We start from the raw sequence: 24392 nt of genomic DNA, 5'->3' as shown, positions 1-24392 counted from the left end.
CGGCGTGCGCGGCCCCGACATCAAGCCCGGCTGGACCCACGCGAGCTCAAGATTGGTGATGACGTCGGCACATGCCGTAGTTCGATCTCCGTGCCGGGATCCTGCCTGGTGCTGTGTTCGAGATAGAGTTGGCCGGCAACCAAGATGAGACCCGCGAAGAACAGCACCAGAGCAGCCGTCACGAGGTCGCGATAATCGTCCATCGCCAATCTACCAGGCCCGCGGGGTGCAGCACGATCCGCACCGCGCACTTCGAATTAGAACACTCGGGCCAGGTTTCAAGAGGCTCCTCGAGAGGGACGCTGGAGCAGAGCGATATTGACCTGCTGATCCGGGAGATGCTCCGCCAGAACGCCGGCAAGATCGACAGGTCTCATCGACGGGTTACTTGAACTCGCACCTTACAGTTCTAATTCAGTGAATAGCCGAACCGAGGTTCGGCGAAGTGGACCATGACAAGGAGACAAGTACGCAGTTGCGCGTAGTAAATTGAGGGAAACGACATGAGAAAGCTTGCTCTTGCAGTCGTCGCGGCGGCAACGCTCCTCATCGGATCGGTTGCGCCGGCTTCGGCCCATTGGCGTCATCATGGCTGGGGCGGTCCGGGTATCGGTCCCGGGCTTGCTCTCGGACTGTTCGCTGGAACACTGGCGGCCGCCACCGCACCACCGGTCTATTATGGGCCGGTCTACGGCCCGCCTTACTACTACGGGCGCCCGTATCGGGCCGTCCGTTACTATCCGCCGGTTGATCCGTACTGGTACTGGTGATGAAAGGAAGGCCCGGTTCTTGCCGGGCCTTTGTCAAAAACGCCGCAATACCCCCCTGAAATCAAGGCTCGGTTGCTGCGGCAACAAGTGCAGCCCTCCAGATTTGGCTGCTGCATCGCCCGCTCTCTGGAGTAAGCCCCGTGCGTCGCAAACGTCCCCGGCCTCGTCGGGCCGCGACAGTTTGGCTTCCGACGAATTGGCGAGCTGATACGAGGAACAACCCGTTGGGTTCGCGGTTCTTTGGGCGCCGCCGGCCTGCGCGTCCTTGGGCGGCTCAGGGCCCAGCTGAGCCAGGCGACACGGCGGCTCGTACCATTTTGCTCCATGGAGGATTTGGATATGAAAGCTACCCGTAACGTCGTTTGGCAGTCGATCGGTCTCACTCACGTCGGTGGGGTCTCGTGGCCGCATATTCCCTCTGCCCGCTCGCCAGAGCTCGAGGGCGGCGATGGTTTCTGAAGGAGGGCAAGTCATGTCAATCAAGTCAGGCCTTCCTGCCATCCATTCGGAAGCCGGGTTGTCCCGGTACCTGCAGGAGATCCGCAGCTTCCCGCTGCTCGATGCATCCGAAGAAGTGATGTATGCGAGGCGTCTTCGGGATTCCGGGGATCGCGAAGCTGCTTACCGTCTGGTGACGAGCCATCTCCGATTGGCCGCGAAGATCGCGCTGAAATATCGGCGCTATGGATTGCCCATCACCGACCTCATCTCGGAAGCCAACGTCGGACTGATGCTGGCCGTCAAGCGGTTCGACCCCGAGAAGGGTTTTCGCCTCGCGACCTATGCCGCTTGGTGGATCAAGGCGTCCGTGCAGGAATTCGTCCTGAGATCGTGGTCACTCGTTAAGCTAGGCACAACTGCAGCGCAAAAAAAGCTGTTCTTCAACCTTCGAAAGTTGAAGCGACGCCTTGGTGCGCCTGAGGATGGCGAGCTTTCGCCGGAGCAGGCGAAGCAGATCTCCGAGCATCTTCAGGTCAAGGAAGCCGACGTCGTCGAGATGAACCGGCGGATCCGCGGCGACTTGACGCTGAACGTTCAGCTCAGCGACGAAGAAGGCCAGCAATGGCAGGACAGGTTGGCCGATTCATCCCCTGATCCTGAAACCCTGCTGATGGAGACCGGAGACCGTGAACGGCGGAAGGCCGCGCTCTCGGAGGCGCTGAGTGCGCTTTCTCCGCGAGAACGCACCATCGTCGAAGCCCGCTACATGGCGGAGGAGCAAAGCACGCTCGACGATCTTGCTCATGTCTTCGGGATTTCTCGCGAGCGTATCCGCCAGATCGAGCAGCGCGCCTTGAAGCGCATCAAGACGATGCTGTCCGCACACCTTCCGGATCTTGAGGCTGCTTCAGCGAGCGCATCCTAGAAGCAGTCCACAAACGGCGCTGGCCGNCCGAGAAAACATCTCGGTTTGATGGTCTCAATTTTCAACGTGCGGCGAGCAATTCCGGATGCCCGGGGGGAGCCTCTGGTGCGAGCCGCGCGCGACAGCGACGCGCCGGCCTGCACCGCAAAAAATTTTCTTCCCTCCTCTTGAAAGTAGTTCCCCCGCTCCTAGGTGCTTTTCCGCCCGGGGGCCGTTACGGACCCGGATTTTGGACATCGCTGAACCTACCCAAGGAGGATGTGCATGCATTTCCGTCCCTTGCACGATCGCGTGCTCGTGCGACGTCTCGACGCCGAACAGAAAACCGCCGGCGGTATCATCATTCCGGACACAGCAAAGGAGAAGCCGCAGCAGGGCGAGATTGTCGCCGCTGGCCCCGGCGCGCGCAACGAACAGGGCCAGCTCGTTCAACTCGACGTCAAGCCCGGTGACCATGTCCTGTTCGCAAAGTGGTCTGGCACAGAGGTCAAGATCGACGGCGAGGAATTCCTGATCATGAAGGAAAGCGACCTTCTGGGCGTCGTCGACAAGGCAGGCGCCGTCAAGAAGGCCGCATAGCGCGCTGACAGTCATAGAGAAAGGAGAGATCAAGATGGCTGCCAAGGACGTGAAGTTCGCAACCGAGGCCCGAGAGCGCATGCTGCGGGGCGTCGACACACTGGCAAACGCGGTGAAGGTCACACTCGGTCCGAAGGGGCGCAACGTCGTCATCGAGAAATCGTTCGGTGCGCCTCGCATCACCAAAGATGGCGTGACCGTCGCCAAGGAGATCGAACTGGAGGACAAGTTCGAGAACATGGGCGCGCAGATGGTGCGCGAGGTCGCGTCGAAGACAAATGATCTTGCGGGCGACGGCACCACGACGGCAACTGTGCTCGCCCAGGCCATCTTCAGGGAAGGCAGCAAATCCGTCGCCGCCGGTATGAATCCGATGGACCTGAAGCGTGGCATTGACCTCGCTGTCGACGCTGTCGTCTCCGACCTGAAATCACACGCCAAGAAAATCACCTCCAACGACGAAATCGCCCAGGTGGGCACGATCTCGGCCAATGGTGATACCGAGATTGGCCGCTTCCTGGCCGACGCCATGAACAAGGTCGGCAACGAGGGCGTGATTACCGTCGAGGAGGCCAAGAGCCTGCATACCGAGCTCGAAGTGGTCGAGGGTATGCAGTTCGATCGCGGCTACATCTCGCCATACTTCGTCACCAACACCGAGAAGATGCGCGTCGAGCTCGAGGATCCCTACGTCCTGATCCATGAGAAGAAGCTGTCGGGCTTGCAGACCATGCTGCCGCTGCTGGAGCAGGTCGTTCAGTCCGGTCAGCCGCTCCTGATCATCGCGGAAGACATCGAAGGTGAAGCGCTTGCGACATTGGTCGTCAACAGACTGCGCGGCGGACTGAAGGTCGCGGCCGTCAAGGCGCCGGGCTTCGGCGATCGCCGCAAGGCCATGCTGGAGGACATTGCGATCCTGACCGGCGGCAATGTCATCAGCGAGGACCTCGGCATCAAGCTGGAAAAAGTGACAGTGAAGATGCTCGGGCGCGCCAAGAAGGTGGTCATTGACAAGGACAATACCACCATCGTCGGCGGTGCGGGCGCCAAGAAGGATATCGAGGCGCGCGCCCAGCAAATCAGGCTCCAGATCGAGGAAACGACCTCCGACTATGATCGTGAAAAGCTGCAAGAGCGCCTCGCCAAGCTTGCCGGAGGCGTCGCGGTCATCCGCGTGGGCGGAGCGACGGAGGTCGAAGTCAAGGAGCGCAAGGACCGCGTCGACGATGCCATGCATGCGACGCGCGCGGCGGTGGAGGAAGGCATTCTCCCCGGAGGCGGGGTCGCCCTTCTGCGTTCGCTGAAAGCGCTCGAGGCCATCAAGACCGCGAACGCGGACCAGAAGGCCGGCATCGACATCGTTCGACGCGCCATCCAGGTGCCGGCTCGGCAGATCGTGCAGAACGCCGGCGAGGATGGCTCACTGATTGTCGGCAAGCTTCTGGAGCACCAGAGCTACAACTGGGGCTTCAACGCGGCGACCGGCGAGTACGAGGACCTCGTGAAAGCCGGTGTGATCGATCCCGCCAAGGTCGTCCGCACCGCGTTGCAGGACGCCGCGTCGGTCGCATCGCTGCTGATCACGACCGAGGCGCTCGTGGCCGAGAAGCCGAAGAAAGCTGAACCGGCTCCGGCAGCTCCCGCCATGGACTTCTGAACAACAGAGCCCGGCCGATCAAGGCCGGGCTCTCCCAACGAGAGGAGAAAGGATCACTTCTGAAAAGGAGTCTGCCATGAACAAGTCTATTCGTCGTCGGCTCAGGATGAGACAGGACGCGATCCACTGGTTCATGTTCTACCTGAGCTTTGTCACCCTTGCCTGGATCTGTTTTCGAACGATTGGAGGAGTATAGATGCTGAGCCATCACCATACGTTCTCCGCCCGGACGGAGACCAACCGCAATCTGCGGCGAGGCCTGCTCGCTCTGCTCATGGGCAGCGCAATATCCCTGACGGCCTTCGGTGCTTACGGCGTTGAAAGCCCGCGGGGAGCCGAGGCTACACCGGGCGCCTTCACTGGACTGCCACTGCCGCCAATCCGCTATCTCGACACGATGCCGTGGCTGAAGTGGCAGCCCGCGCCAGCAACGATGAAGATCGACACCTTGCTGCCGCCGGCCTCCGCGCCCTCCGGCATTTGGCCGCAGACGGCGCCCCATTCCGCGGGACCTGCGGCAACGAGCTGAACGTCAGAGAGCGGCCCGCGAGGGCCGCCCTCTTGGCAATGCCATGAAGAGCGAGCGACCATCATGCCGGGACCGAATTCGGCGAGGCATTCCGCGCGCGGTAGCTCCGATGCAGCCTCAAGCACAGCACTCGAGCTTGGCATCCACGACTTCCTCATCCGAGGCAGTCAGAAGGTGATCGGTCTCTACTAGCGCCTGCTCTCAACTGCGACGAGGGAGACGCACTGCTGTGCTGCGGAGCTCCCTGCCATTAACATATGTTAGTCTTGAGCCTGTCCTTTGATGCGCAAGCGGCGATCCGTTAAGGCCTGAAACACCACCTGCATTTACGGGTCCTTCGTCTCTCTCCCCTAGCCTCGGGCCGGGCAGGACGATCTTTGATGGGCTTCTTCGCGCGCTTACGTGCTTCTTTCGCTATAGGCGACACGACCAATCCGCTCGGCAGTTCCGTGCTTGTCGAGCAGTTCCGCGTGCTCCGCGAGCAGGTGCCGGTTCTCTATGCCGTGCTCTTGGTCAACAGTGTCAGTGTGGGCCTGGTCCTTCCGAACACCGTGTCCATCTGGCTGCGATTTGCCTTGCCGGCCGTTCTCCTGGCAGCCTGCCTGGTTCGGGTGGCCCAGTGGTTCCGGTTGAGGAACGCCGACCTGACCGCCGCCGAATCGTACCGAGAACTCGCAAGAGTTCGCCTCGCCGCGGTGGTGCTCAGCGCTGGCTTCGTGACCTGGATCCTGGCGCTGTTCATGACGGTCGAGCCCGGCCTGCGCGCGTCGGTTGCTCTGCTCCTCTTCATGGGTTGCGTCGGGATCGCCTACTGTCTTGGCAGTTTCCCGCCGGCGTCTCGTCTGGTGATGTTGATTGCCGGCGCACCGATCGCGACGCTTCTATTGCTCTCCGGCGATGCTGTCCTGGTCTCGGTCGGGATCAATCTGCTGGCGCTGCTCACTTTGCTCGCCAGGATGATCAACACCAATTTCCGCTCCTTCGTTAAGCTGGTCGAGACCCACGGACGACTGTCCGCGGAGGGAGATCGCGCGCGGGCCGCAGAGCAGACTGCAACCGCGTTCGCGGAGCGCTTCGACAGGGCGCTCAACAACATGTCCCAAGGCCTCTGCTTCTTTGACGATGATCAGCGCCTGATCGTCTGCAACAGGCAGTATCTCGAGGTCTACGATCTGGATCCGAAGCTGGTCCGGCCCGGCATGAAGCTGAACGACATCGTCGATCTCCGCTATTCGGTCGGCAGCGCGCCGAAGATGGCGAAAGAGGACTATCTCGTTTGGCGCAACAGCGCTCCGATCATCGCCGAGAGCTCGGATACGACCGTCGAATTGAGCAACGGCCGGATGGTGCGGATCCGGCATCGCCCGATGGAGGGAAAGGGCTGGGTCGCGACCCACGAGGACATCACCGAGCGTCATCGCACCGAGAGGGCTCTTACGGAAGCCAAGGCCGCGGCCGAGCAGGCCGAAGCAGCTGCCCGCGCCGCTCACACCCACCTGACCGAGGCCCTCGATGTCGTCCCCGAAGGGCTTGCTGTTTTCGACAAGGACGATCGTCTGGTTCTCTGGAATCGTCGATATGCCGACCTCTACGCGGCAAGCCGCGAAGCACTTGCCGTCGGGTCTCCTTTCGAGACCATTCTTCGCACCGGCCTGGCGGCGGGACAGTACCCGGAGGCCGTGGGGCGGGAAGAGCATTGGCTTGCCGACCGCCTGGCCCGCCACGCATTGCCGCACTACTCGCATGAGCAGCATCTGGTCGGTGACCGCTGGGTCCGGGTCGAGGAAAGGCGAACCAGCGACGGAGGCAGCATTGGAGTGCGGATCGACATCACTGACCTGAAGCGCCGGGAGGCATCCTTCCGCCTCCTTTTCGAGGAAAACCCTCTTCCCATGTGGGTGGCTGAGGCGACCACGGGGCGCCTGCTGGCTGTGAACGGCGCGATGTGCCGGCACTACGGCTATTCTCGCCAGGACCTCCTGGTGATGTACGAGCATGACTTGGAATCTCATGATCAAGAGCATGGCAAGCGGGATTGCGAGCTGCACAAGACGGCCGACGGAGAAGCGATTCAGGTCGTGATCGATTCCAGGCCGCTGCTGTATGATGGGCAACCGGCTCATGTCAGTGTGGCCTTCGACGTGACCGAAAGAAATCGAGCACAGCAGCGGATTAGCTATCTGGCATGTCATGACGCCCTCACCGAGCTGCCCAACAGGGCTGCCTTGGACGAGCAGCTCGGCACCGCTATCGAGCGCGCGGAGATCACCGACGGCGCCTTCGCCGTGCTTTGCATCGACCTCGATCATTTCAAGGAGATCAACGACCGTTTCGGTCACGCCGTCGGCGACGCCGTCCTGCGCGAAGCTTCAAGACGGCTGCAGGAGGCCGCGCAAGGGGCCTACGTGGCGCGAGTCGGCGGTGACGAATTCATCGGGATCGCCGATCAGTTGCCGCTGCCAGCGACCGCCGAGCTGCTCGCCACGCGCATGCGGGAACAGTTCGAGCAACCGATCGAGGTCGAGGACCGTGCCCTCAAAATCGACCTTTGTGTCGGCGTCGCCCTGTATCCGAGAGATGCGGACAACGCCGTCGCGCTGTTGGCAAACGCGGATGCAGCGCTTTATCGGGCCAAGCACGAGGGCAGGGGTGCCATTCGCCTGTTCACCAGCGCCATGGACCAGCAGCTGCGCAACCGCCGCGCGCTGGAGCACGATCTGCGAGGCGCCGTTGAGCGGGGAGAGCTGTACCTGGAGTATCAGCCGCAGCAGGACCGCGACGGCGCGCTGCTGGGCTACGAGGCGCTGGTTCGCTGGCGGCATCCGGTGCGCGGCGTCATTCCGCCTGGAGACTTCATTCCGATCGCCGAACAGAGCGGCGCGATCGCGCAAATTGACGACTGGGTCCTGACGGAGGCTTGCCTGGAAGCGGCTTCCTGGGATCAGCCGCTACGGGTCGCGGTCAACGTCTCGGCCGCTCAGTTCCGCCGCGAAAACCTCGATCGGCAGGTCCGCCAGGCGCTGCGGCAGAGCGGCCTTTCGGCGGGTCGCCTGGAGCTGGAAATCACCGAAGGCGTCCTGATCGAAGATGTTCCTCGAGCCAAGCGAACGATGGAGGCGCTCAAGGCACTCGGTGTCCTGATCGCGCTGGACGATTTCGGCACAGGATATTCTTCGCTGTCCTATCTCGAAGCGTTTCCGCTGGACCGGATCAAGATCGACAGGTCCTTCGTCGCCTCGCTCGGCCAGAGCGAGCGTTCGCTCGCGATCGTGCGGGCTGTGATCGGTCTTGCCCATGGGCTCGGAGTTCCGGTTCTCGCGGAAGGAATCGAGACGAGCGCTCAGATGGCCCTCCTGGTCCAGGAAGGCTGCGACGAGATGCAGGGATATCTCATTGGCCGGCCGCGGAGCCTCCTACCGACGAAGCGAATGAGGGATGCTTCAAGTCAAGCGCATCGTCGCGCAGCCGCTGCCGAGTGAAGGTCGTTTGCTGCCTGGCTCGCGAGAATCGGTCGTGAATCAAGGGACCAACGCAGCTTCGCAGGACGAGGTCGGGACCTTTCCGATCGTGCCTGACCCTAGTCCCGCTTTTTCTCTCCACCGGCGGCCGAGATGACGGCGACGATGACGAAGCCGGTCACCAGGAGCCGGACGCCGGCGCTGACTCCAAAAGTGTTCAACATGGTCAGGAGCAGGACGAGGAAGAGCGCCGCGCCCCAAAGCCCCGCGACATTGGCTTTGCCGCCGGCAACCGAGGTGCCTCCGATCACGACCACCGCGACAGAGGCGAGCAGATATTCATTGCCGATATCGACGTTCGCGCCCCGGAAATAGCCGGCCAGCAATGCCCCGTCGAGACCGCCAAGCATGCCCGACAGCGCGTAGGTGGCAAAGCGCACCCAGCCGACCCGGATTCCCGCAAGCCTTGCCGCCCGAATGTTCTGGCCGATCGCCAGCACCGATCGTCCATAAACGGTGCGCTGCAAAGCAATGCCGGCGGCGACGGTGAAGACCGCCGTGAGAATGGCGAGCAAGGGAATGCCGAGGATCTGGATGTTGGTGAAATCGGCAAAGCCCGGCGGTGGCTTGATTTGCAGACCGCGCCCGTAGCTGATGTCTATCGATTGGATAATGAAGCTCGCCGAAAGCGTCGCGATGATTGGTGGGATGCTTAGCGCGCGGATCAGGAGATAGTTGACGATGCCGATGGCAAGCCCGCAGCCGAGTGCGGCGGCGAGGCCGATGGCGACCAGGCGGTCATCGCCGGCCATCACGGTCATCGCCACCGCGCTGGAAAGCCCGATATTGGCCGGCAACGACAGATCGACGTTGCCGGGGCCGAGCGTGATGACGAACATCTGCCCGATGCCGACCACCACGGTGAACACCGCAAGCGACAGCGCGGCGATAAGCATGCCGCCGGCGCCATAGCCGCGAGTGAAGATAATCGCCGCGATCCACACCAGGGCCGCGCCGAGATAGGACCACATCCAGGGACTCGCGAACAGCCAACGCCGCGCCGCCATCATTGTTCGACCTCCCTGCGGCTGATCAACGCGCGCGCGGCGAGCACCACGATCAGGATGGCCCCGTTGGCGGCGACCTGCCAGTCCGGCGGAAGATGCATGAAGGTGAGAAGCGGGGAAGCCGCCAGCGCCAGCGTCAGCGCGCCGATCACGGCACCGATCGGGGAGACACGTCCGCCGACGAATTCGCCGCCGCCCAGGATGACGCCCGCGATCGAGAGCAGGGTGTAGCCGTTGCCGATGTTGGCGTCGCCGGACGTCGTGATGCCGATCAATGAGAGCCCCGACAGCACGCCGAACAGGCCGGCGCACGCATATAGCACGATCTTGGCCTTCAGCAGCGACCAGCCGGCGCGACCGATCGCGGTGGCGTTGCCACCAGAGCCGCGCAAGATGGCTCCATAGGATGTTCGCATCAGGCCGAAATAGGTGACCGCAGCGATGATCAGCGCGGCCAGCACCGGAAACGGAACCAGGGGCGGCTTGACACTCATCGACGCCAATAGCCAGTCCGGCGCCCGACCGCCGGGTTTAGGCAGCAGAAGCACGGCGAGGCCCTGCCAGACGAAGTTCATGCCGAGAGTCACCACGATCGAAGGCAGGTTGCGCCAATGAATCAGCGCACCGAGCGCCGCATATACGCCGACGCAGCCGAGCAGCGTGAGGATTCCCAAGATAGGGGTGTCGCGCAGCCAGGTCGCCGTGACGCAGCCGACGAAACCTACGAAAGCGCCGATCGAGAGGTCGAGGTCGTTGCCGGTAATGATGAACATCTGCGCGACCGTCGCCAGCGCGATCGGGATCGCCAGATTGAGCATGAGAGTGAAGCCGAAATAGCTGATCGCGCGCTGGTTCAGCCAGGCGATGGCAAGCAGCACCAGGGCCAGCGACAGGGCCGGCAGCAACGCGCGCAGCAGCCGCGGTGAATCAGTCTTGCCGAACGGCATGAATGCTGGCCGCGCCGCGACACTCGACTTGGCCGTCATCTCGGGTCGGTCCCGATGAAGGAGGACTGGATCACCTTTTCCTCGGTCAACTCACCGCGGGCGAGGTCGGCGACGATAGCGCCGTTGCGGAACACGTAGACATGGTCGCACTTCTTCAATTCGTCGGTCTCCGTCGTGTACCAGATGAAGGTCCGCCCGCCGCGCGCCTCCTCGCGGATGAGATCATAAACTTCGAGCTTGGTGCCGACATCGACCCCGCGCATCGGGTCGTCCATCAATACAATGCGCGCCTCCGACCCAAGCGCGCGCGCAAACAGCGCCTTCTGCTGGTTGCCGCCTGACAGTGACAGAATGTTGTTGTGGATGTCGGGCGTGCGGATCTTGATCCTGTCGCGCCAGAAATTGGCTAGCGTGTCCTCCCGCCGGCGCGAAATCAAAACTCCCTGGCGCAGCTTGCGCAATGAGCATATGCCGATATTTTCCGCGATCGACCATAACGGGAAAATGCCGTCGGCTTGGCGATCGCCGGCCACCAAGGCAACCGTTGCGTTGACCGCGACGTCCGGGCGCGGGCTCGTCGCAGCCGCGAAAATTGCCAGCAGCAGATCGGTCTGGCCGTGGCCGGCAAGCCCGGCAAGGCCGATGATCTCTCCCTCGTGGGCGACCAGGTCTGTGGATCCGCCCTGCTGTCGCGGGCGCGCGCGAACATGCAGGGGCGTTTTCCCTCGCGCCAAACGGTCGCCGGCGTTCGCCTCGGTCGTCGGCGCTTCCGTGCCGCCCATGGTGGTGACCAGCCGGTTGCGGTCGAAGGCCTCGGCGCGATCGGCAGCGATGGTCCGCCCGTCACGCATCACCACGATACGGTCGCTGTTTTGCAGGACCTCGCCGAGCAGGTGTGAGATGAAAATGCAGCTGATGCCATTGGCGACGGCCCGCCGCATGAAGGCGAGCAGCTGCCCGGCCGTGTGACTATCGAGCGAGGAGGTCGGCTCGTCCAGAATGACGAGACGCACCGGCTCATCGGTCGCAGTGAAGGCCCGCGCCACCTCGACCATCTGGCGGCGCGCAATTGGAAGATCCTGAATCAGGTCGGAGGCGCCGACGCCGTGACCGGGGAAGATCTCGTCGAGCTTGCTTGTGATCAGCGCGCCGGCCTTGCGACGCCAGTTCAGGCCGGTGAGCACCGGATGAAACACCCGTGTGTTCTCGGCCACCGTCAGGTTGGGGCAGAGCGACAGCTCCTGAAAGACGCAGCGGATGCCGAGATGCTTGGCCCGCGCCGGCGAGTAGGCCTTCTGCTCGTCGCCGCCAATGACCACGCGCCCGCGATCCGCCGCGACGGTTCCTGCCAGTATATGCATCAGCGTGGATTTGCCGGCGCCATTGTGTCCGACCAGGCTGAGGCACTCGCCCCTCTGGACTGTCAGATCGACGCTATCAAGCGCACGGACGGCGCCGAAACGCTTTTCGACGCCGTCCAGTCTGACGATATCAGATGCTCCGAGGGTCATTCACTGCCTGCGCCGAGCGGCTGTCAGCCATGGCCCCATCACTTCATGTTGGCTTTGATCGCATCGATGGCGTCCTGCTGGGTGTATTCGTGGCTCGCGACACTGCCCTTCGGGATTTTAGGCAGTTCGGCTTCGAAGTCGGCCTGCGTGAAGGCGAGATAGGGCACCAGAAGATCGTGCGGAACCTTCTTGCCATCCAGCACCTGCTGGGCGACCCAGAATGCCAATGTCGATACGCCCGGCGCGATCGAGGCGGACCATGTCGTGTAACCGTCCTTGGCCTTCTGCTCCTTCCACCATTCCAGTTCGTCCTGCCGGTTGCCCATGATGATGGTCGGCCGCGGCTTGCCAGCCGCCGCGAAAGCTTGCGCGGCTCCGTAGCCGTCGCCGCCCTGGTCGACCACGCCGACGACCTCGGGCAGTGAAGGCAGTACGGTAGCAACCGCCTTTTGCGCCGTGGTCTGGTCCCAATCGCCAGTCACCGATCCGACGATCTTGAACTCCGGATGATCCTTGACCCCCTCCAGGATGCCGTTGTGGATGGCTTCGTCAATGGAGGTGCCGGCGAGGCCACGGATTTCCAGGAGGTTTCCGCCCTTGGGCTGGAATTTGGCCATCTGCGCCACTTCCTGCTTGCCCATGTCCTTGAAATCCACCACGACACGATAGGCGCAGGGCTCGCTGACGATACCATCGAAGGACACGACGACGATGCCGGCGTCGCAGGCCTGCTTGATGGCGCCGTTGAGGGCGTCCGGCGAAGACGCGTTGATGACGATCGCGTCATAGCCCTGCAGGATCAGGTTCTGGATCTGCGCGGCCTGGGTCGGCACTTCCTTGTCGGCGGTGGTGAACACGTCCGCCGCGGCGACGACCTTGTCCGCGACTGCCTTCTTCGTGACGATGTCATAGCTCTTGAGCATCGCCTGGCGCCAGGAATTGCCGGCGTAGTTGTTGGAGAACGCGATCTTCTTGCCGGTGGTGTCGGCCAGGGCCGATCCGGCGAGCATCGCGCTGCCGATAGCTGACATGGCCACGATTAGGATAGCAGGCTTCATGGTTTCTCTCCCAAGTCATTGTTTGATATTCTCGAAGACGAGAGACTGCACACGAAAGATTGGCGGAAAAGCAAGTCCCGCCCGAGGTGGCGCTTCCCAGTTAGTCTCATTTTCGCTGATCCTCCGTCAAACGGGAAGTCTCCCCGCAGTGCGGTAACCATTTTGAGGCTGCTCTGAATCGGCGGCGACCCGGCCGGCCGATGTCCCCGCTCTCCGAAGTGCCTGGGTCCGGACGAAGCCTCCCGGCTCGACACGTGCCTTCGGAAAGGCAGAGCCAGACGCACAGACGATCTCTTCGTCACGGCATATGCACGCGAACTCCGGCGGCGAAGCGCAACGCATTGCAAAGCCGAGAAATCAATCCGCTTCCGGCACGAGATGCACAAGCGTCGACTATTGTGACTTTGCTTCGGGTGAATTGGCCGACATCAACTTAGGCTGATGACAGGCAACTCGGACCTGCGCGCCTCGGCCGATTTGTTGGTATTTTTGCCGGCATCGGGCAGCAAGGTGATCGCAGCGAATTTCGCTATTCCGAACGACGGAATCGAGCGGATGGTCCGCAAGAACGATGTGCGGCCGCCAATCCAAAGCGGATCTGGTTGCGGGAAGTTGGTGCCCCTGGCCGGAATCGAACCAGCACTCCTTGCGGAACTCGATTTTGAGTCGAGCGCGTCTACCAGTTCCGCCACAGGGGCCCTCGGTCGGCCCCTCCGAAAGGAGAGCGTCGCGAAGCCGGCGGACTATAGCCATGGGAAAGGCGGGGTCAACCCGCGCCAAAGTGATCCCCATCGTTCTCGACAGGGGCTTGGGCCGGGGTTAGAGGCTATCTGCGTTTTCGAGCGAAGTGGATGCCGGTTCGCGTCAAGAAAACGCGTCAAGATCTATAGCCAAGCCCCTAGCCGGAGAGGCCGCCGTGACGACCCAGAGTGCCGCAATATCAGCGTCTCGCCCCGCAGTCGGCGGCCCCGCGCTGACCGCCTCGCTGGCCGTCACCCTGATCGCGGCGGCGACAATCGCGGGAGCCTGGTTCTTCCAGCTGGTTCTGGAAATCCTGCCCTGTCCGCTCTGCCTCGAGCAGCGCTATGCCTATTATCTCGCGATCCCGCTCGGGGCGCTCACGGCGCTTGCGGCACGGAGCGGGTCGCCGCGGCCGCTGCTGCTGGCGGGACTCGCGATTCTCGTGCTGGCAACGCTCGCCAATGCCGGCCTCGGCACCTACCATTCCGGCGTCGAATGGGGGTTCTGGAAGGGCCCGACCGATTGCTCCGGCCCGGTCGTCAATCTCGGCAGTGCCGGCGACCTGTTGTCTCGGCTCGACACCGTCAAGGTGGTGCGCTGCGACGAGGTGCAGTGGCGCTTCCTCGGCCTCTCGCTCGCCGGCTACAACGTGCTGATCTCGCTGCTGATGGCCGCGATCGCGGCCTGGGGATTCGTACGGACGGCATCGCGCGCGTAACTACAGCACGCTCGCGCCTTCGTGCTGGAAGCCGAGATAGCTCGCCGCCACCCGCTCGTTCGCCGCGATGTCGCTGGCTTTGCCGCTCAGCACGAACTCGCCGAGCTCCATCACATAGGCATGGTCGGCGATCTTGAGCGCGGCCTGCGCGTTCTGCTCGACCAGCAGCACGGAGACGCCGCTGGCCTTGAGCTCGGTGACGATGCGGAAAATGTCGGCGACGATGATCGGCGCAAGGCCAAGGCTCGGCTCGTCCAGCATCAGCAGTTTCGGCTCGCCCATCAGCGCGCGCCCCATCGCCAGCATCTGCTGCTCGCCGCCGGACAAGGTGCCGGCGAGTTGCTTGCGGCGCTCCTTGAGGCGTGGAAACAGCGTGTAGATCCGCTCGATCGAGGCCTTGGCCCGGCTCTTCTCGATGCGGAAGGCGCCAAGCTCGAGATTGTCCTCGACATTCATGGTGACGAACAATTCGCGATGTTCAGGCACGAGGCCGAGGCCCATCGCGACGCGATCCTCGATGTCGAGCCGGGCGAGGTCCTGCCCTGCAAAGGCGACGCGGCCCTTCAGCGGCAGGATGCCCATGATCGCCGACAGCAGCGTGGTCTTGCCGGCGCCGTTGGCGCCGACGATGGTGACGATCTCGTTCGTGCCGACCTCAAGCGAGACCGAGCGCACGGCTTCGACCTTGCCGTAGCCGACATGCGCGTCGGTGACTGACAACAGCGCGCTCATGCCGCCACTCCGAGATAGGCCTTGATCACTTCGGGATTGGTCTTGATCGTGGCGGGCGTGCCTTCGGCGATCTTGGTGCCGAAGTCGAGCACCACGATACGGTCGGCCAGGTTCATCACAAAGCCCATGTCATGCTCGACCAAAAGGACGGACATGCCGCCGTCGCGCAACTCGCGCAGCAGCTTGGCGAGCTGCTGCTTCTCCATGTGGCGAAGGCCCGCGGCCGGCTCGTCGAGCAGCAGCAGCATCGGGTCGACGCACAGCGCACGCGCGATCTCGACGATACGCTGCTGTCCCAGCGACAGCGAGCCTGCGAGCTGGTGCATCTGCTCGGCAAGCCCAACACGCTCGATCTGGCGGGCGGCTTCCGCCAGCAGCTTTGCTTCATCGGCGCGGTCGAGGCGCAGCATCGAAGCGAGCGGTCCCGAATGGCCGCGCAGATGCGCGCCAATGGCAACGTTCTCCAGCACGGTCATGTCGGGCACCAGCTTGACGTGCTGAAACGTCCTGCTGATGCCGAGCTTGACGATCTCCTGCGGCGGCGCGCGATCGACCTTCCTGCCGAGCACCGAGATCGAGCCCGATGTCGCCGACAGCACGCCGGTGATCAGGTTGAAGGTGGTGCTCTTGCCGGCGCCGTTGGGTCCGATCAGCGCGACGATCTCGCGGGCCTGGACGTCGAAGGACACGTTGTTGACCGCGACCACGCCGCCGAACTGTTTTCGCGCTTTTTCGACCTGGAGCAGGACGCCCGCTTCGCCTGACGCGCGGCTGCGCTGCTCCAGCTTCAGCGAGGTATCGGGCTTCTTGCCGCCGGCGCGTTCAGGCAGGAACGACACCAGCCAGGGCCAGACGCCGCCGGGGGCAAGCTGGAGCAGCGCCACCAGCATGATGCCGAACACGATGGTCTCGACCTGGCCGGAGCCGGGCAGGATCAGCGGCAGATAGCTCTGCAGCACCTCTTTCAGGATCACGACGATCGCCGCGCCCAGCACGCCGCCCCAGACATAGCCGGCGCCGCCGACCACCGCGATGAAGAGATATTCGATGCCGGCCTGCGCCCCGAACGGCGTCGGGTTCACCGCGCGCTGCAGATGCGCGTAGAGCCAGCCGGACAGGCCCGCGAGCACGGCGGCGTGGATGAACACCAACAGCTTGGCCCGCGGCGTGTGCACGCCAAAAGCTTCGGCTGCGACATGGCCGCGGCGGAGCGCGCGGATGGCGCGGCCGGTGCGCGAGTCCAGGAGGTTCATCGTCAGCAGAGCGGAGAGGATCACCGCGACCCAGATCGCAAAATAGATCGAGCCCGGTGAGAGCATCTTGAATGAGCCGATCGACAGCGGCGGGATCGCCGAGATGCCGTCGTTGCGCCCGAGGAATTCCAGCTTGCTGAACAGGTAGAACAGGCCGAGGCCCCAGGCCAGCGTGCCGAGCGGCAGATAATGGCCGGAGAGGCGGACCGTGACGAGGCCGAGCAGCACCGCCAGCAGGCCGCTGACCAGCAGCGACAGCGGCAAGGTCAGCCAGGGTGAGAGGCCGTAGGCCGTCGTCAGCAGCGCCGTGGTGTAGGCGCCGAAGCCGACAAAGGCGGCCTGGCCGAACGAGGTGAGGCCGCCGACGCCGGTGAGCAGCACGAGGCCCATCGCGACCAGCGCGGCAAGGCCGATATTGTCGAGCAGCACGATCCAGAACGGTGGCATGCCCGGGATGAACGGGATCGCCGCCATGACACCTGCGAAGACGAGAATGGGGAGCCGGCTCTGCATCTTGGCCTCAGTCCTTCTCTTCCTCGACCGCGGGCGCGGCGAGCGAGCGCAGCAGCAGCACCGGGATCAGGAGCATGAACACGATCACCTCCTTGTAGTTGGAGGCATAGAAGGACGAGAACGCCTCGACGATGCCGACGAACAGGGCCGCGACCGCCGTCAGCGGATAGCTGACGAGGCCGCCGATGATCGCGGCGACAAAGCCCTTCAGGCCGATCAGGAAGCCGCTGTCATAATAGAGCGTCGTGATCGGCACGATCATGATGCCCGACAACGCGCCGATGATGGAGGCCAGCAGGAAGGCGATCTGCCCCGAGAGCGTGGTGCGGATGCCGGCTAGCCGCGCCCCCAGGCGGTTGACGGCGGTGGCGCGCAGCGCCTTGCCGTACAGCGTGAGCCCAAAGAACAGCCAGAGACCGACGATGAAGGCGATGGTGATGCCGTAGACCGTGAGGCTCTGGCCGGTGAAGCGCAGCGCGCCCGCGGTGAAGGCGCCTGACAGCACCGCCGGTCCGCGCTGGCCCTCGGCGCCGAAGAACAGCAGGCCCAATCCCTGGAGCGCGAGGTGGACGCCCACGGATGCGATCAGCAGCACCAGCACCGAGGTGTGTGCCAGCGGCTGGAAGGCGATGCGGTAGAGATAGAGGCCGATCATCGCGACGATCACCAGCGACAGCGCGATGCAGACCGCGACCGGCGGCTTCTGCGCCGCCAGGCTGATCGTCAGTGCCAGCACGATGGCCGGCAGCACCACATTGGCGAGGACGCTGCGCAGGATCAGCCGGCCATGCAGCGTCTTGCGGGCCACGAACAGGTCGAAGGCGCAGGCGGTGATGCCCATCGCCAGCGCCAGCTTGGCAGTGCCCGGCATCTGGCCCGAGGCCAGCGAGGCATAGGTCAGCGCGCCATAGGTGACGAACTCGCCCTGGGGAATGAGAATGACGCGGGTGACGGCAAACACCAGCACCAGCGCCAGGCCGAGCAGCGCATAGATCGCGCCATTGGTGATGCCGTCCTGCAGCAGGAACAGCATGATAGTGGTGTTCAAGACCGGACGCTCCCCCTCAAGATCGAGGACCGATCTCCGCAATTGCGGTGGATGGTCCTCACACAGCCATTGAAATACGCTGACGATATTTGATATGATCCATAACAATTATCGAATATAACTTCAAGGGTGGGGGACGACCCGTCCCGAATTTAACGGGATTACGAGCACGAGGCGATGACCGTTTCCAAACCCGCTGAAAAGTCCGCCGAAAAGGCGTCGGAGGCGACCAAGGGCCGCAAGGAGGCGCCGGAAGGGCAAAGCCAAGGTCTTGCCGAAGCCCTCCAGCTCGGCGAGCTCTCCGAGCAGCTCGGCTACGTGCTGAAGCGGGCGCAGCTCAAGGTATTCGAGAACTTCCTGCGCTGCATGGCCTCGCTCCAGCTGACGCCGGCGCAGTTCTCGGTGCTGCTTCTGGTCGAGAAGAATCCGGGCCGTAACCAGACCGAGATTGCCTCCACCCTCGGCATCCTCCGGCCCAACTTCGTCGCGCTGCTCGACAATCTCGAGAGCCGCGACCTCTGCGCCCGGATCCGCTCCACCAACGACCGCCGCTCGCACATCCTGGTCTTGACCGACAAGGGCAAGGCCGTGCTGACCCGCGCCAAGAAGCTCGTCGCCACCAAGCACGAGTCGCGGCTGAACGAGCTGCTCGGGCAAGCCAACCGCGAAGCCCTGCTCGGGATGCTCTCGAAGATCGCGAACGAGTTTTGAGCGATTTCGTCATTCCGGGGCGATGCGAAGCATCGAACTATGGTGCGCACTTGCGCACCGGAGAATCTCGAGATTCCGGGTTCACGCTTGCGCGTGCCCCGGAATGACGGGAGAGGTGCGACCCCAATCCACCAAAATTACCCTGATATCATCCACGCTCGTCAGCGTCGGGTCGGGCTGCAGCAGATCGCCTTCATAGTCGCGAAGGTCGCAGCATCGATCAGTGCGCAACAGGCGCCCGCAGGGCGTGAGCTCCGACGAAGTCGTCGGATTGATGCGCTGAAAATACAAAATGATGCTTGAAACATCATTTTGCATACCTTAAGCTTGGCAAATCAATCATCCTCATTGCACGGAGATCCCGCCCGTGATCACCGCCGCGCAGCTTCGAGCCGCCCGAGCCTTGCTCGGGATCGACCAGCGCGAACTTGCGCAGCGCAGCTCGCTATCGCTGCCGACGATCCAGCGCATGGAGGCCTCCGAAGGGGTGATCCGCGGCAATGTCGATTCCCTGATGAAGCTGGTCGAGGCCCTGTCGGTGGCGGGCATCGAGCTGATCGCCGAGGGTGCGGCGTCGAGTGCGGGAGGGCGCGGCGTGCGGCTGAAGTCCCCACCTCCGAGCGCGGGCAGCCAATAGCGATGATGACGCGCGCGCAGATCATGATCCGGGAGCGGCCATGATCGCGGTGGCGCTATGGTCAGTGGCGGTTCTGCTGGCGCTGACGCCGGCTGCAATCGCGCTGTCGATGCGTCCGCGCGGCTCGGTCGTGCTCTATGGCGCCTGCCTCGTCATCACGGCGACGCTCTGCGCCACCGCGCTCCTCCATTTGCTCGATCCCGCGCATCCGGTGTTGAGCGCGACGCTGCCGATCGGATTGCCCTGGCTCGGTGCCCATGTCCGGCTCGACGCGTTGTCTGCCTTCTTCCTCGTCGTCGTCAATCTGGGCGGCGCCGCCGCGAGCCTGTTTGCACTCGGTTACTCCAAGCACGAGGATTCCCCCGGCCGCGTGCTGCCGTTCTATCCTGCCTATCTCGCAGCGATGAACGTGGTCGTGCTGGCGAACGATGCCTTCAGCTTCCTGGTCGCCTGGGAATTCATGTCGCTGACCTCCTGGGCGCTGGTGGTGTCGCATCATCGGGAAGCCGAGAATGTCCGCGCCGGCTACGTCTATCTTCTGATGGCGAGTTTCGGCACGCTGGCGCTGCTGCTCGCCTTCGGCCTGCTCGCGAGCGGCGCCGGCTACGATTTCGATGCGATCCGGGCTTCGCATCCTTCCGCTGCGTTGACCGGCATGGTGGTGATCCTCGTGCTGCTTGGCGCCGGCTCCAAGGCCGGCCTGGTGCCGCTGCACGCCTGGCTCCCGCTCGCCCATCCCGCTGCACCCAGCCATGTCTCCGGCCTCATGAGCGGCGTCATGACCAAGGTCGCCGTCTACGGCTTCGTGCGCATCGTGTTCGACCTTCTGCCCGAACCGGTGTGGTGGTGGAGCATGGTGGTGCTGCTGGTCGGCGGTCCGACGGCGACGCTGGGCGTGCTCTATGCGCTGATGCAGCGCGATATCAAGCGCGTGCTCGCCTATTCGACGATCGAGAATATCGGCATCATCTTCACCGGGCTCGGGCTGGCGCTGGCTTTCAAGGCGCAAGGGCTCGACTGGGTGGCGGCACTCGCCTTCACCGCGGCGATGCTGCACGTCTTCAACCACGCGCTGTTCAAGAGTCTGTTGTTCTTTGGCGCCGGCGCGGTGCTCGGAGCAACCGGCGAGCGCGACATGGAGAAGCTCGGCGGGCTGATCCATCGCATGCCGAAGACGGCGTTCGCGGTGCTGATCGGCTGCGTCGCAATCTCGGCGCTGCCGCCGTTCAACGGCTTCGTTTCGGAATGGCTGACCTTCCAGGCGATTTTGCTCTCGCCGCAACTGCCCTCCTGGGGCCTCAAGCTGGCGATTCCGGCGGTCGGCGGTCTGCTGGCGCTCGCGGCCGCCTTTGCCGCGGCCTGCTTCGTCAAGCTTTATGGCATCAGCTTTCTCGGCCGGCCGCGTTCGGATGTCGCGGCGTCAGCGCATGAGACCGACCGCTTCTCGCTGACCGCGATGCTGTTGCTCGCGGCCCTCTGCCTCATTGCCGGCATCCTGCCCGGGCTGCTCATCGATGCGCTGGCGCCGGTGAGCAAGGCCATGGTCGGCAACGTCATGCCGCATCAGGTCGGATTGCAGTGGCTCACCATCGTGCCGATCGCGGAAAGCCGCAGCTCCTATAACGGCCTTCTGGTGTTCGTGTTCGCAGCCCTCTGCGGCACGGCGGCGGCGTCGGCCATTCACCGTCTGGCCTCCGACCGCCTGCGCCGCGCACCGGCCTGGGATTGCGGCTATCCCGATCCGAACCCGGCGATCCAGTACTCGGCTTCCAGCTTCTCGCAGCCGATCCGCCGCGTGTTCGGCAGCGTCATCTTTGCCGCGCGCGAGATCGGCGAGATGCCGCCGCCGTCCTCGCCGCGCCCTGCGCGACTTCGGGTCGAGCTGCGCGATTTGATCTGGGATGCGCTGTACGCGCCGATCGCGAAGGCCGTCTCTTTTGCGACGGACCGCATCAATATCCTGCAGTTTCTCACCATCCGCCGCTACCTGACCCTGGTCTTCGTGGCGCTGATCGTGCTGCTGTTGGTGGTGGCGCTATGAATGCGCTGCGCGACATCCTCTCCCAGGGCGCCCAGATGTTGCTGGTGCTGGGGCTGGCGCCGCTGCTGACCGGGTTCGTGCGCAAAGTCAAGGCGCGGCTGCTGCGCCGGCGCGGGCCGCCGCTGCTGCAGCCCTATCGCGACCTCATTCGCCTGATGCGCAAGGACGTCGTGCTCGCGGACAATGCATCCTGGCTGTTCCGCGTCATTCCCTATCTGATGTTCGCGGGAACCTGGGTCGCGGCCTCGCTGGTGCCGACTTTCGGCAACGGGCTGCTGTTCTCCTGGACCGCCGACCTCATCGCCATCATCGCGCTGCTCGGCAGCGCCCGGTTCTTCCAGGCGCTCGCCGGCATGGATGTCGGCACCGCCTTCGGCGGCATCGGCTCCAGCCGCGAGGTCATGATCGCCTCCCTCGCCGAGCCCGCGATGCTGATCACGGTGTTTTCGGTTGCGATGATCGCCGGCTCGACACAGCTCGCCAACGTTGCCGAGTTCATGGGCTCGGACGCCGTCGGCCTGCGCGTGTCGCTGGGCATGGCATTCGTGGCATTGACCATCGTGGCGCTGGCGGAAAATGCCCGGATCCCCGTCGACAACCCCGCCACTCATCTCGAGCTCACCATGGTGCACGAGGCCATGGTTCTGGAATATTCGGGGCGACATCTCGCGCTGGTGGATCTGTCCTCGCAGCTCAAGCTCCTTCTCTACGTATCGCTGATCGCCTGCGTGTTCCTGCCATGGGGGATCGCGACTGCGGACGCGAGCATTGGCAGGTTCGTCTTCGGCGCGCTGCTCTATATCGGCAAGCTGACGGTGCTTGGCTTCCTGCTCGCATTGTTCGAAACCGCAATCGCCAAGATGCGCGTGTTCCGGATTCCCGAGTTTCTGGGCGCGGCGCTGATGCTGGCATTGCTCGCCACCCTGTTGCGCTTCGTGTCGGGGAGCCTCTGACAGATGAGCAGCCTGCAATTCGACATCGCCCACCTGCTCGCCGGCTCCCTCGTGCTGGCGAGCTTCATGATGCTCTACCAGGACCGGCTCTATGCGTTGCTCAACGTCTACGCGCTGCATGCCGGCGTGCTGGCGCTGTCGGTGGCGTGGCAGGCCTATGTGCAGCAAGCCCCGCATCTTTATCTCACGGCGCTGATCGCGCTGGTGTTCAAGGCCATCATCATTCCGGTGGCGCTGCACCGGATCATCAAGCGGCTCGGCATCCACCGCGAGATCGAGAACGTGATCGGGATCGGGCTGACCATGATGGCCGGCATCGGCCTCGTCGCCCTGTCGATGGTGGTGATGCTGCGGGTGACGCCGGGCGCCGACGCGCTCGCGCGCGAGGACCTTGCCTTCGCGCTGTCGGTGGTGCTGCTGGGGCTCCTGGTCATGGTGACGCGGCGCAACGCCGTCAGCCAGGTCGTCGGCTTCATGTCGCTGGAGAACGGGCTGGTGCTGGCGGCGACCGGCGCAAAGGGCATGCCGCTGGTGGTCGAGATCAGCGTCGCCTTCTCGGTGCTGATCGCCTTCATCGTGATCGGTATCTTCCTGTTCCGCATCCGCGAGCGGTTTGACAGCGTGGATGTGCAGGCCCTCGATCGATTTCGCGGGGAGCGGCGATGAGCATTGACGTCCTCAGCGCCATCCTCGTGATCCCGGCCGTCTCGGCCGCGCTGCTGGCGATCTTGCCGGGCTATCGGCAAACGGCGAAGCTGAACGTGGTGGCGGCGCTCGCGACCTTCCTGACTTCGCTTTCGCTGTTCGTGGTCGAGCCGGTGTCGGGGCAGTATCTGCTGGTGGACGATCTCAACAAGGTCTTCATCGTGTTGACCACCTTCGTCAGCTTCACCACGTCGGTATTCAGCGCGAGCTATATCCAGCACGAGATCGAGACCGGGCGCCTGACGCCGGCGTTCCTGCGCTTCTATCACGCAATGTATCAGACGCTGATGTTCGCGATGAACCTCGCGCTCATCGCCAACAATATCGGCCTGATGTGGGTCGCGGTTGAAGTGGCGACCCTGACGACCGTGCTGATGGTCGGCATCTACCGCACCCACGAGGCGCTGGAAGCGGCCTGGAAATATTTCATCCTCGGCAGCGTCGGCATCGCGCTGGCGCTGTTCGGGACCATCCTGGTCTATATGGCGGCGCGCCCGGTGGTCGGCGAGGGGCTCGACGGCATGGTGTGGTCGGTGCTGGTGAAGCACGCCGCACAGTTCGACCCGGCGCTGCTCAACGTCGCCTTCGTCTTCCTGCTGCTCGGCTACGGCACCAAGGTCGGCCTCGCGCCGCTGCACGCCTGGCTGCCCGACGCCCATGCGGAAGGCCCGACGCCGATCTCGGCGGTGCTCTCCGGCCTCCTGCTCAACGTCGCGCTCTACGCCCTGCTGCGCTTCAAGATGATGCTCGCGGTCAATCTCGCCGCCATCGCGCCGGGGCCGCTGATGGTGACGATGGGCCTGATCTCGGTGATCTTCGCGTCGCTGATGCTCTACCGCCGCCGCGACATCAAGCGCATGTTCGCCTACTCCTCGATCGAGCATATGGGCATCATCGTCTTCGCCTTCGGCATGGGCGGGCCGCTGGCGAATTTTGCCGGCCTGCTCCACATGACCATGCATTCGCTGACCAAGTCGGCGATCTTCTTCGCTGTCGGCCATATCGCGCAGGTCAAGGGCACGCAGAAGATCGCCGACATCGGCGGATTGACGGTGACCAATCCCGTGCTCGGCTGGGGCTTGATGCTCGGCGTCGTCGCCATCGTCGGGTTGCCGCCGCTCGGCATCTTCATGAGCGAGTTCCTGGTGGTGAGCTCGGCCTTCTCGCACGCGCCCTGGCTGACGGTCATCCTGGTGCTCGGCATCATCATCGCGCTCGGCGGCCTGTTGCTGCGCATCGGCGCCGTGATGTTCGGCGAGCCCAAGGGACCTACCGCGCCGGCGGAGGCGTCCTATGTACCAATGTTCACGCATCTTGCGCTGGTGCTGATGGCCGGCATCTATCTGCCGCCGGGGCTGGTCGCCGGCTTCCAGAACGTCGCAAAGCTCCTGGGGTAGC

General features: G+C 63.7%; 22 protein-coding genes and 1 tRNA gene. 13 read left to right on the top strand and 10 right to left on the bottom strand.

Translation table 11 applies throughout. The features are described 5' to 3' along the window. Positions 1-20: 20 nt before the first annotated feature. Complete coding sequence (locus tag AOQ71_RS45820; protein WP_157083817.1) at positions 21-203, bottom strand: hypothetical protein; 183 nt, start codon at positions 201-203, stop codon at positions 21-23. 300 nt (positions 204-503) lie between these two features. On the opposite strand from AOQ71_RS45820, the gene AOQ71_RS44500 reads away from it, so the two are divergent. The 6 genes from AOQ71_RS44500 (at position 504) to AOQ71_RS41395 (ending at position 8380) form a co-directional block, all read left to right on the top strand. Continuing rightward, positions 504-770 carry a hypothetical protein gene (locus AOQ71_RS44500; RefSeq protein ID WP_083514881.1) on the top strand — a complete coding sequence of 89 codons (267 nt, stop codon included), beginning with the start codon at positions 504-506 and terminating at the stop codon, positions 768-770. A 472-nt stretch (positions 771-1242) separates the two neighbouring features. Then, positions 1243-2136, top strand: a complete 894-nt coding sequence (rpoH, locus tag AOQ71_RS41415; RefSeq protein WP_057759570.1) for an RNA polymerase sigma factor RpoH — start codon at positions 1243-1245, stop codon at positions 2134-2136. 264 nt (positions 2137-2400) lie between these two features. Further along, positions 2401-2715: a co-chaperone GroES gene (gene groES, locus AOQ71_RS41410; RefSeq protein ID WP_057759566.1), complete on the top strand. Its 315-nt coding sequence runs from the start codon at positions 2401-2403 to the stop codon at positions 2713-2715. Positions 2716-2749: 34 nt separating this feature from the next. Beyond that, on the top strand, positions 2750-4372 hold the full coding sequence (groL, locus tag AOQ71_RS41405) for a chaperonin GroEL (protein ID WP_057759563.1): 1623 nt from the start codon (positions 2750-2752) through the stop codon (positions 4370-4372). 196 nt (positions 4373-4568) lie between these two features. Continuing rightward, on the top strand, positions 4569-4901 hold the full coding sequence (locus AOQ71_RS41400; RefSeq protein WP_057759560.1) for a hypothetical protein: 333 nt from the start codon (positions 4569-4571) through the stop codon (positions 4899-4901). 380 nt (positions 4902-5281) lie between these two features. Next, entirely contained in the window at positions 5282-8380 is a 3099-nt protein-coding gene (locus AOQ71_RS41395; protein ID WP_083514878.1) for an EAL domain-containing protein, read from the top strand. Positions 8381-8478: 98 nt separating this feature from the next. Here the strand turns inward: AOQ71_RS41395 and AOQ71_RS41390 are convergent, their stop codons facing one another. The 5 genes from AOQ71_RS41390 to AOQ71_RS41370 all read right to left on the bottom strand — a co-directional run bounded on the left by AOQ71_RS41390 (position 8479) and on the right by AOQ71_RS41370 (position 13640). Continuing rightward, complete coding sequence (locus AOQ71_RS41390) at positions 8479-9426, bottom strand: ABC transporter permease (RefSeq protein WP_057759926.1); 948 nt, start codon at positions 9424-9426, stop codon at positions 8479-8481. After that, a complete protein-coding gene (locus AOQ71_RS41385) occupies positions 9426-10373 on the bottom strand; it encodes an ABC transporter permease (RefSeq protein WP_162268473.1) in 948 nt (315 codons plus the stop codon). Before AOQ71_RS41385 ends, AOQ71_RS41390 begins: the two co-directional genes overlap by 1 nt. A 35-nt stretch (positions 10374-10408) precedes the next feature. Then, on the bottom strand, positions 10409-11884 hold the full coding sequence (locus AOQ71_RS41380; RefSeq protein WP_057759557.1) for a sugar ABC transporter ATP-binding protein: 1476 nt from the start codon (positions 11882-11884) through the stop codon (positions 10409-10411). Between the two features lie 38 nt (positions 11885-11922). Beyond that, positions 11923-12942, bottom strand: a complete 1020-nt coding sequence (locus tag AOQ71_RS41375) for a substrate-binding domain-containing protein (RefSeq protein WP_057759555.1) — start codon at positions 12940-12942, stop codon at positions 11923-11925. A gap of 613 nt (positions 12943-13555) precedes the next feature. Beyond that, positions 13556-13640: transfer RNA gene (locus tag AOQ71_RS41370), tRNA-Leu, on the bottom strand. Positions 13641-13858: 218 nt separating this feature from the next. Here AOQ71_RS41370 and AOQ71_RS41365 point away from each other — a divergent pair. Then, positions 13859-14401: a disulfide bond formation protein B gene (locus AOQ71_RS41365; RefSeq protein ID WP_057759553.1), complete on the top strand. Its 543-nt coding sequence runs from the start codon at positions 13859-13861 to the stop codon at positions 14399-14401. Here AOQ71_RS41365 and AOQ71_RS41360 read toward each other — a convergent pair whose 3' ends face one another. Genes AOQ71_RS41360 through AOQ71_RS41350 form a run of 3 tightly spaced genes read right to left on the bottom strand, consistent with a single transcriptional unit; the run spans position 14402 to position 17947 of the window. Further along, positions 14402-15133 (bottom strand): ABC transporter ATP-binding protein, encoded by a 732-nt coding sequence (locus AOQ71_RS41360; RefSeq protein ID WP_057759551.1) that lies wholly within the window; start codon positions 15131-15133, stop codon positions 14402-14404. It abuts the gene before it with no gap. Beyond that, positions 15130-16899 (bottom strand): branched-chain amino acid ABC transporter ATP-binding protein/permease, encoded by a 1770-nt coding sequence (locus tag AOQ71_RS41355; RefSeq protein WP_083514877.1) that lies wholly within the window; start codon positions 16897-16899, stop codon positions 15130-15132. Before AOQ71_RS41355 ends, AOQ71_RS41360 begins: the two co-directional genes overlap by 4 nt. A 7-nt stretch (positions 16900-16906) precedes the next feature. Next, a complete protein-coding gene (locus tag AOQ71_RS41350; protein WP_057759547.1) occupies positions 16907-17947 on the bottom strand; it encodes a branched-chain amino acid ABC transporter permease in 1041 nt (346 codons plus the stop codon). A 177-nt stretch (positions 17948-18124) separates the two neighbouring features. Here AOQ71_RS41350 and AOQ71_RS41345 point away from each other — a divergent pair, with 177 nt between their 5' ends. Further along, positions 18125-18658 (top strand): MarR family winged helix-turn-helix transcriptional regulator, encoded by a 534-nt coding sequence (locus AOQ71_RS41345; protein ID WP_057759545.1) that lies wholly within the window; start codon positions 18125-18127, stop codon positions 18656-18658. 81 nt (positions 18659-18739) lie between these two features. On the opposite strand, the gene AOQ71_RS46145 is transcribed toward AOQ71_RS41345, so the two are convergent. Further along, positions 18740-18976 (bottom strand): hypothetical protein, encoded by a 237-nt coding sequence (locus AOQ71_RS46145; RefSeq protein WP_057759543.1) that lies wholly within the window; start codon positions 18974-18976, stop codon positions 18740-18742. 49 nt (positions 18977-19025) lie between these two features. Between AOQ71_RS46145 and AOQ71_RS41335 the strand changes: the two genes are divergently transcribed. Genes AOQ71_RS41335 through AOQ71_RS41315 form a run of 5 tightly spaced genes read left to right on the top strand, consistent with a single transcriptional unit; the run spans position 19026 to position 24391 of the window. Continuing rightward, positions 19026-19295 (top strand): helix-turn-helix domain-containing protein, encoded by a 270-nt coding sequence (locus AOQ71_RS41335; RefSeq protein WP_057759540.1) that lies wholly within the window; start codon positions 19026-19028, stop codon positions 19293-19295. 40 nt (positions 19296-19335) lie between these two features. After that, entirely contained in the window at positions 19336-21336 is a 2001-nt protein-coding gene (hyfB, locus tag AOQ71_RS41330; RefSeq protein WP_057759538.1) for a hydrogenase 4 subunit B, read from the top strand. Continuing rightward, the gene (locus tag AOQ71_RS41325; protein WP_057759536.1) at positions 21333-22289 is read left to right on the top strand and encodes a respiratory chain complex I subunit 1 family protein; all 957 of its coding nucleotides are present in this window, start codon (positions 21333-21335) and stop codon (positions 22287-22289) included. The genes hyfB and AOQ71_RS41325 overlap by 4 nt, the downstream gene beginning before the upstream one ends. Before the next feature lie 3 nt (positions 22290-22292). Beyond that, complete coding sequence (locus tag AOQ71_RS41320) at positions 22293-22955, top strand: hypothetical protein (protein WP_057759534.1); 663 nt, start codon at positions 22293-22295, stop codon at positions 22953-22955. Then, on the top strand, positions 22952-24391 hold the full coding sequence (locus AOQ71_RS41315; protein ID WP_057759531.1) for a hydrogenase 4 subunit F: 1440 nt from the start codon (positions 22952-22954) through the stop codon (positions 24389-24391). Before AOQ71_RS41320 ends, AOQ71_RS41315 begins: the two co-directional genes overlap by 4 nt. Position 24392 lies beyond the last annotated feature (1 nt).

Origin of the sequence: Bradyrhizobium manausense (assembly GCF_001440035.1) — a bacterium.
GTDB lineage: Bacteria > Pseudomonadota > Alphaproteobacteria > Rhizobiales > Xanthobacteraceae > Bradyrhizobium > Bradyrhizobium manausense.
This window is presented reverse-complemented; position numbering and strand designations above follow the sequence as displayed.

What these genes read in the sequence shown, in the direction of transcription:
- AOQ71_RS41345 (WP_057759545.1), top strand. Translation starts at nt 18,125, where the DNA reads ATGACCGTTTCCAAACCCGCTGAAAAGTCCGCCGAAAAGGCGTCGGAG.
- rpoH (WP_057759570.1), top strand. Translation starts at nt 1,243, where the DNA reads ATGTCAATCAAGTCAGGCCTTCCTGCCATCCATTCGGAAGCCGGGTTG.
- groES (WP_057759566.1), top strand. Translation starts at nt 2,401, where the DNA reads ATGCATTTCCGTCCCTTGCACGATCGCGTGCTCGTGCGACGTCTCGAC.
- AOQ71_RS41375 (WP_057759555.1), bottom strand. Translation starts at nt 12,942, where the DNA reads ATGAAGCCTGCTATCCTAATCGTGGCCATGTCAGCTATCGGCAGCGCG.
- AOQ71_RS44500 (WP_083514881.1), top strand. Translation starts at nt 504, where the DNA reads ATGAGAAAGCTTGCTCTTGCAGTCGTCGCGGCGGCAACGCTCCTCATC.
- AOQ71_RS41325 (WP_057759536.1), top strand. Translation starts at nt 21,333, where the DNA reads ATGAATGCGCTGCGCGACATCCTCTCCCAGGGCGCCCAGATGTTGCTG.
- AOQ71_RS45820 (WP_157083817.1), bottom strand. Translation starts at nt 203, where the DNA reads ATGGACGATTATCGCGACCTCGTGACGGCTGCTCTGGTGCTGTTCTTC.
- AOQ71_RS41320 (WP_057759534.1), top strand. Translation starts at nt 22,293, where the DNA reads ATGAGCAGCCTGCAATTCGACATCGCCCACCTGCTCGCCGGCTCCCTC.
- hyfB (WP_057759538.1), top strand. Translation starts at nt 19,336, where the DNA reads ATGATCGCGGTGGCGCTATGGTCAGTGGCGGTTCTGCTGGCGCTGACG.
- groL (WP_057759563.1), top strand. Translation starts at nt 2,750, where the DNA reads ATGGCTGCCAAGGACGTGAAGTTCGCAACCGAGGCCCGAGAGCGCATG.
- AOQ71_RS41390 (WP_057759926.1), bottom strand. Translation starts at nt 9,426, where the DNA reads ATGGCGGCGCGGCGTTGGCTGTTCGCGAGTCCCTGGATGTGGTCCTAT.
- AOQ71_RS41315 (WP_057759531.1), top strand. Translation starts at nt 22,952, where the DNA reads ATGAGCATTGACGTCCTCAGCGCCATCCTCGTGATCCCGGCCGTCTCG.
- AOQ71_RS41380 (WP_057759557.1), bottom strand. Translation starts at nt 11,884, where the DNA reads ATGACCCTCGGAGCATCTGATATCGTCAGACTGGACGGCGTCGAAAAG.
- AOQ71_RS41385 (WP_162268473.1), bottom strand. Translation starts at nt 10,373, where the DNA reads ATGCCGTTCGGCAAGACTGATTCACCGCGGCTGCTGCGCGCGTTGCTG.
- AOQ71_RS41400 (WP_057759560.1), top strand. Translation starts at nt 4,569, where the DNA reads ATGCTGAGCCATCACCATACGTTCTCCGCCCGGACGGAGACCAACCGC.
- AOQ71_RS46145 (WP_057759543.1), bottom strand. Translation starts at nt 18,976, where the DNA reads ATGCAAAATGATGTTTCAAGCATCATTTTGTATTTTCAGCGCATCAAT.
- AOQ71_RS41355 (WP_083514877.1), bottom strand. Translation starts at nt 16,899, where the DNA reads ATGCAGAGCCGGCTCCCCATTCTCGTCTTCGCAGGTGTCATGGCGGCG.
- AOQ71_RS41395 (WP_083514878.1), top strand. Translation starts at nt 5,282, where the DNA reads ATGGGCTTCTTCGCGCGCTTACGTGCTTCTTTCGCTATAGGCGACACG.
- AOQ71_RS41360 (WP_057759551.1), bottom strand. Translation starts at nt 15,133, where the DNA reads ATGAGCGCGCTGTTGTCAGTCACCGACGCGCATGTCGGCTACGGCAAG.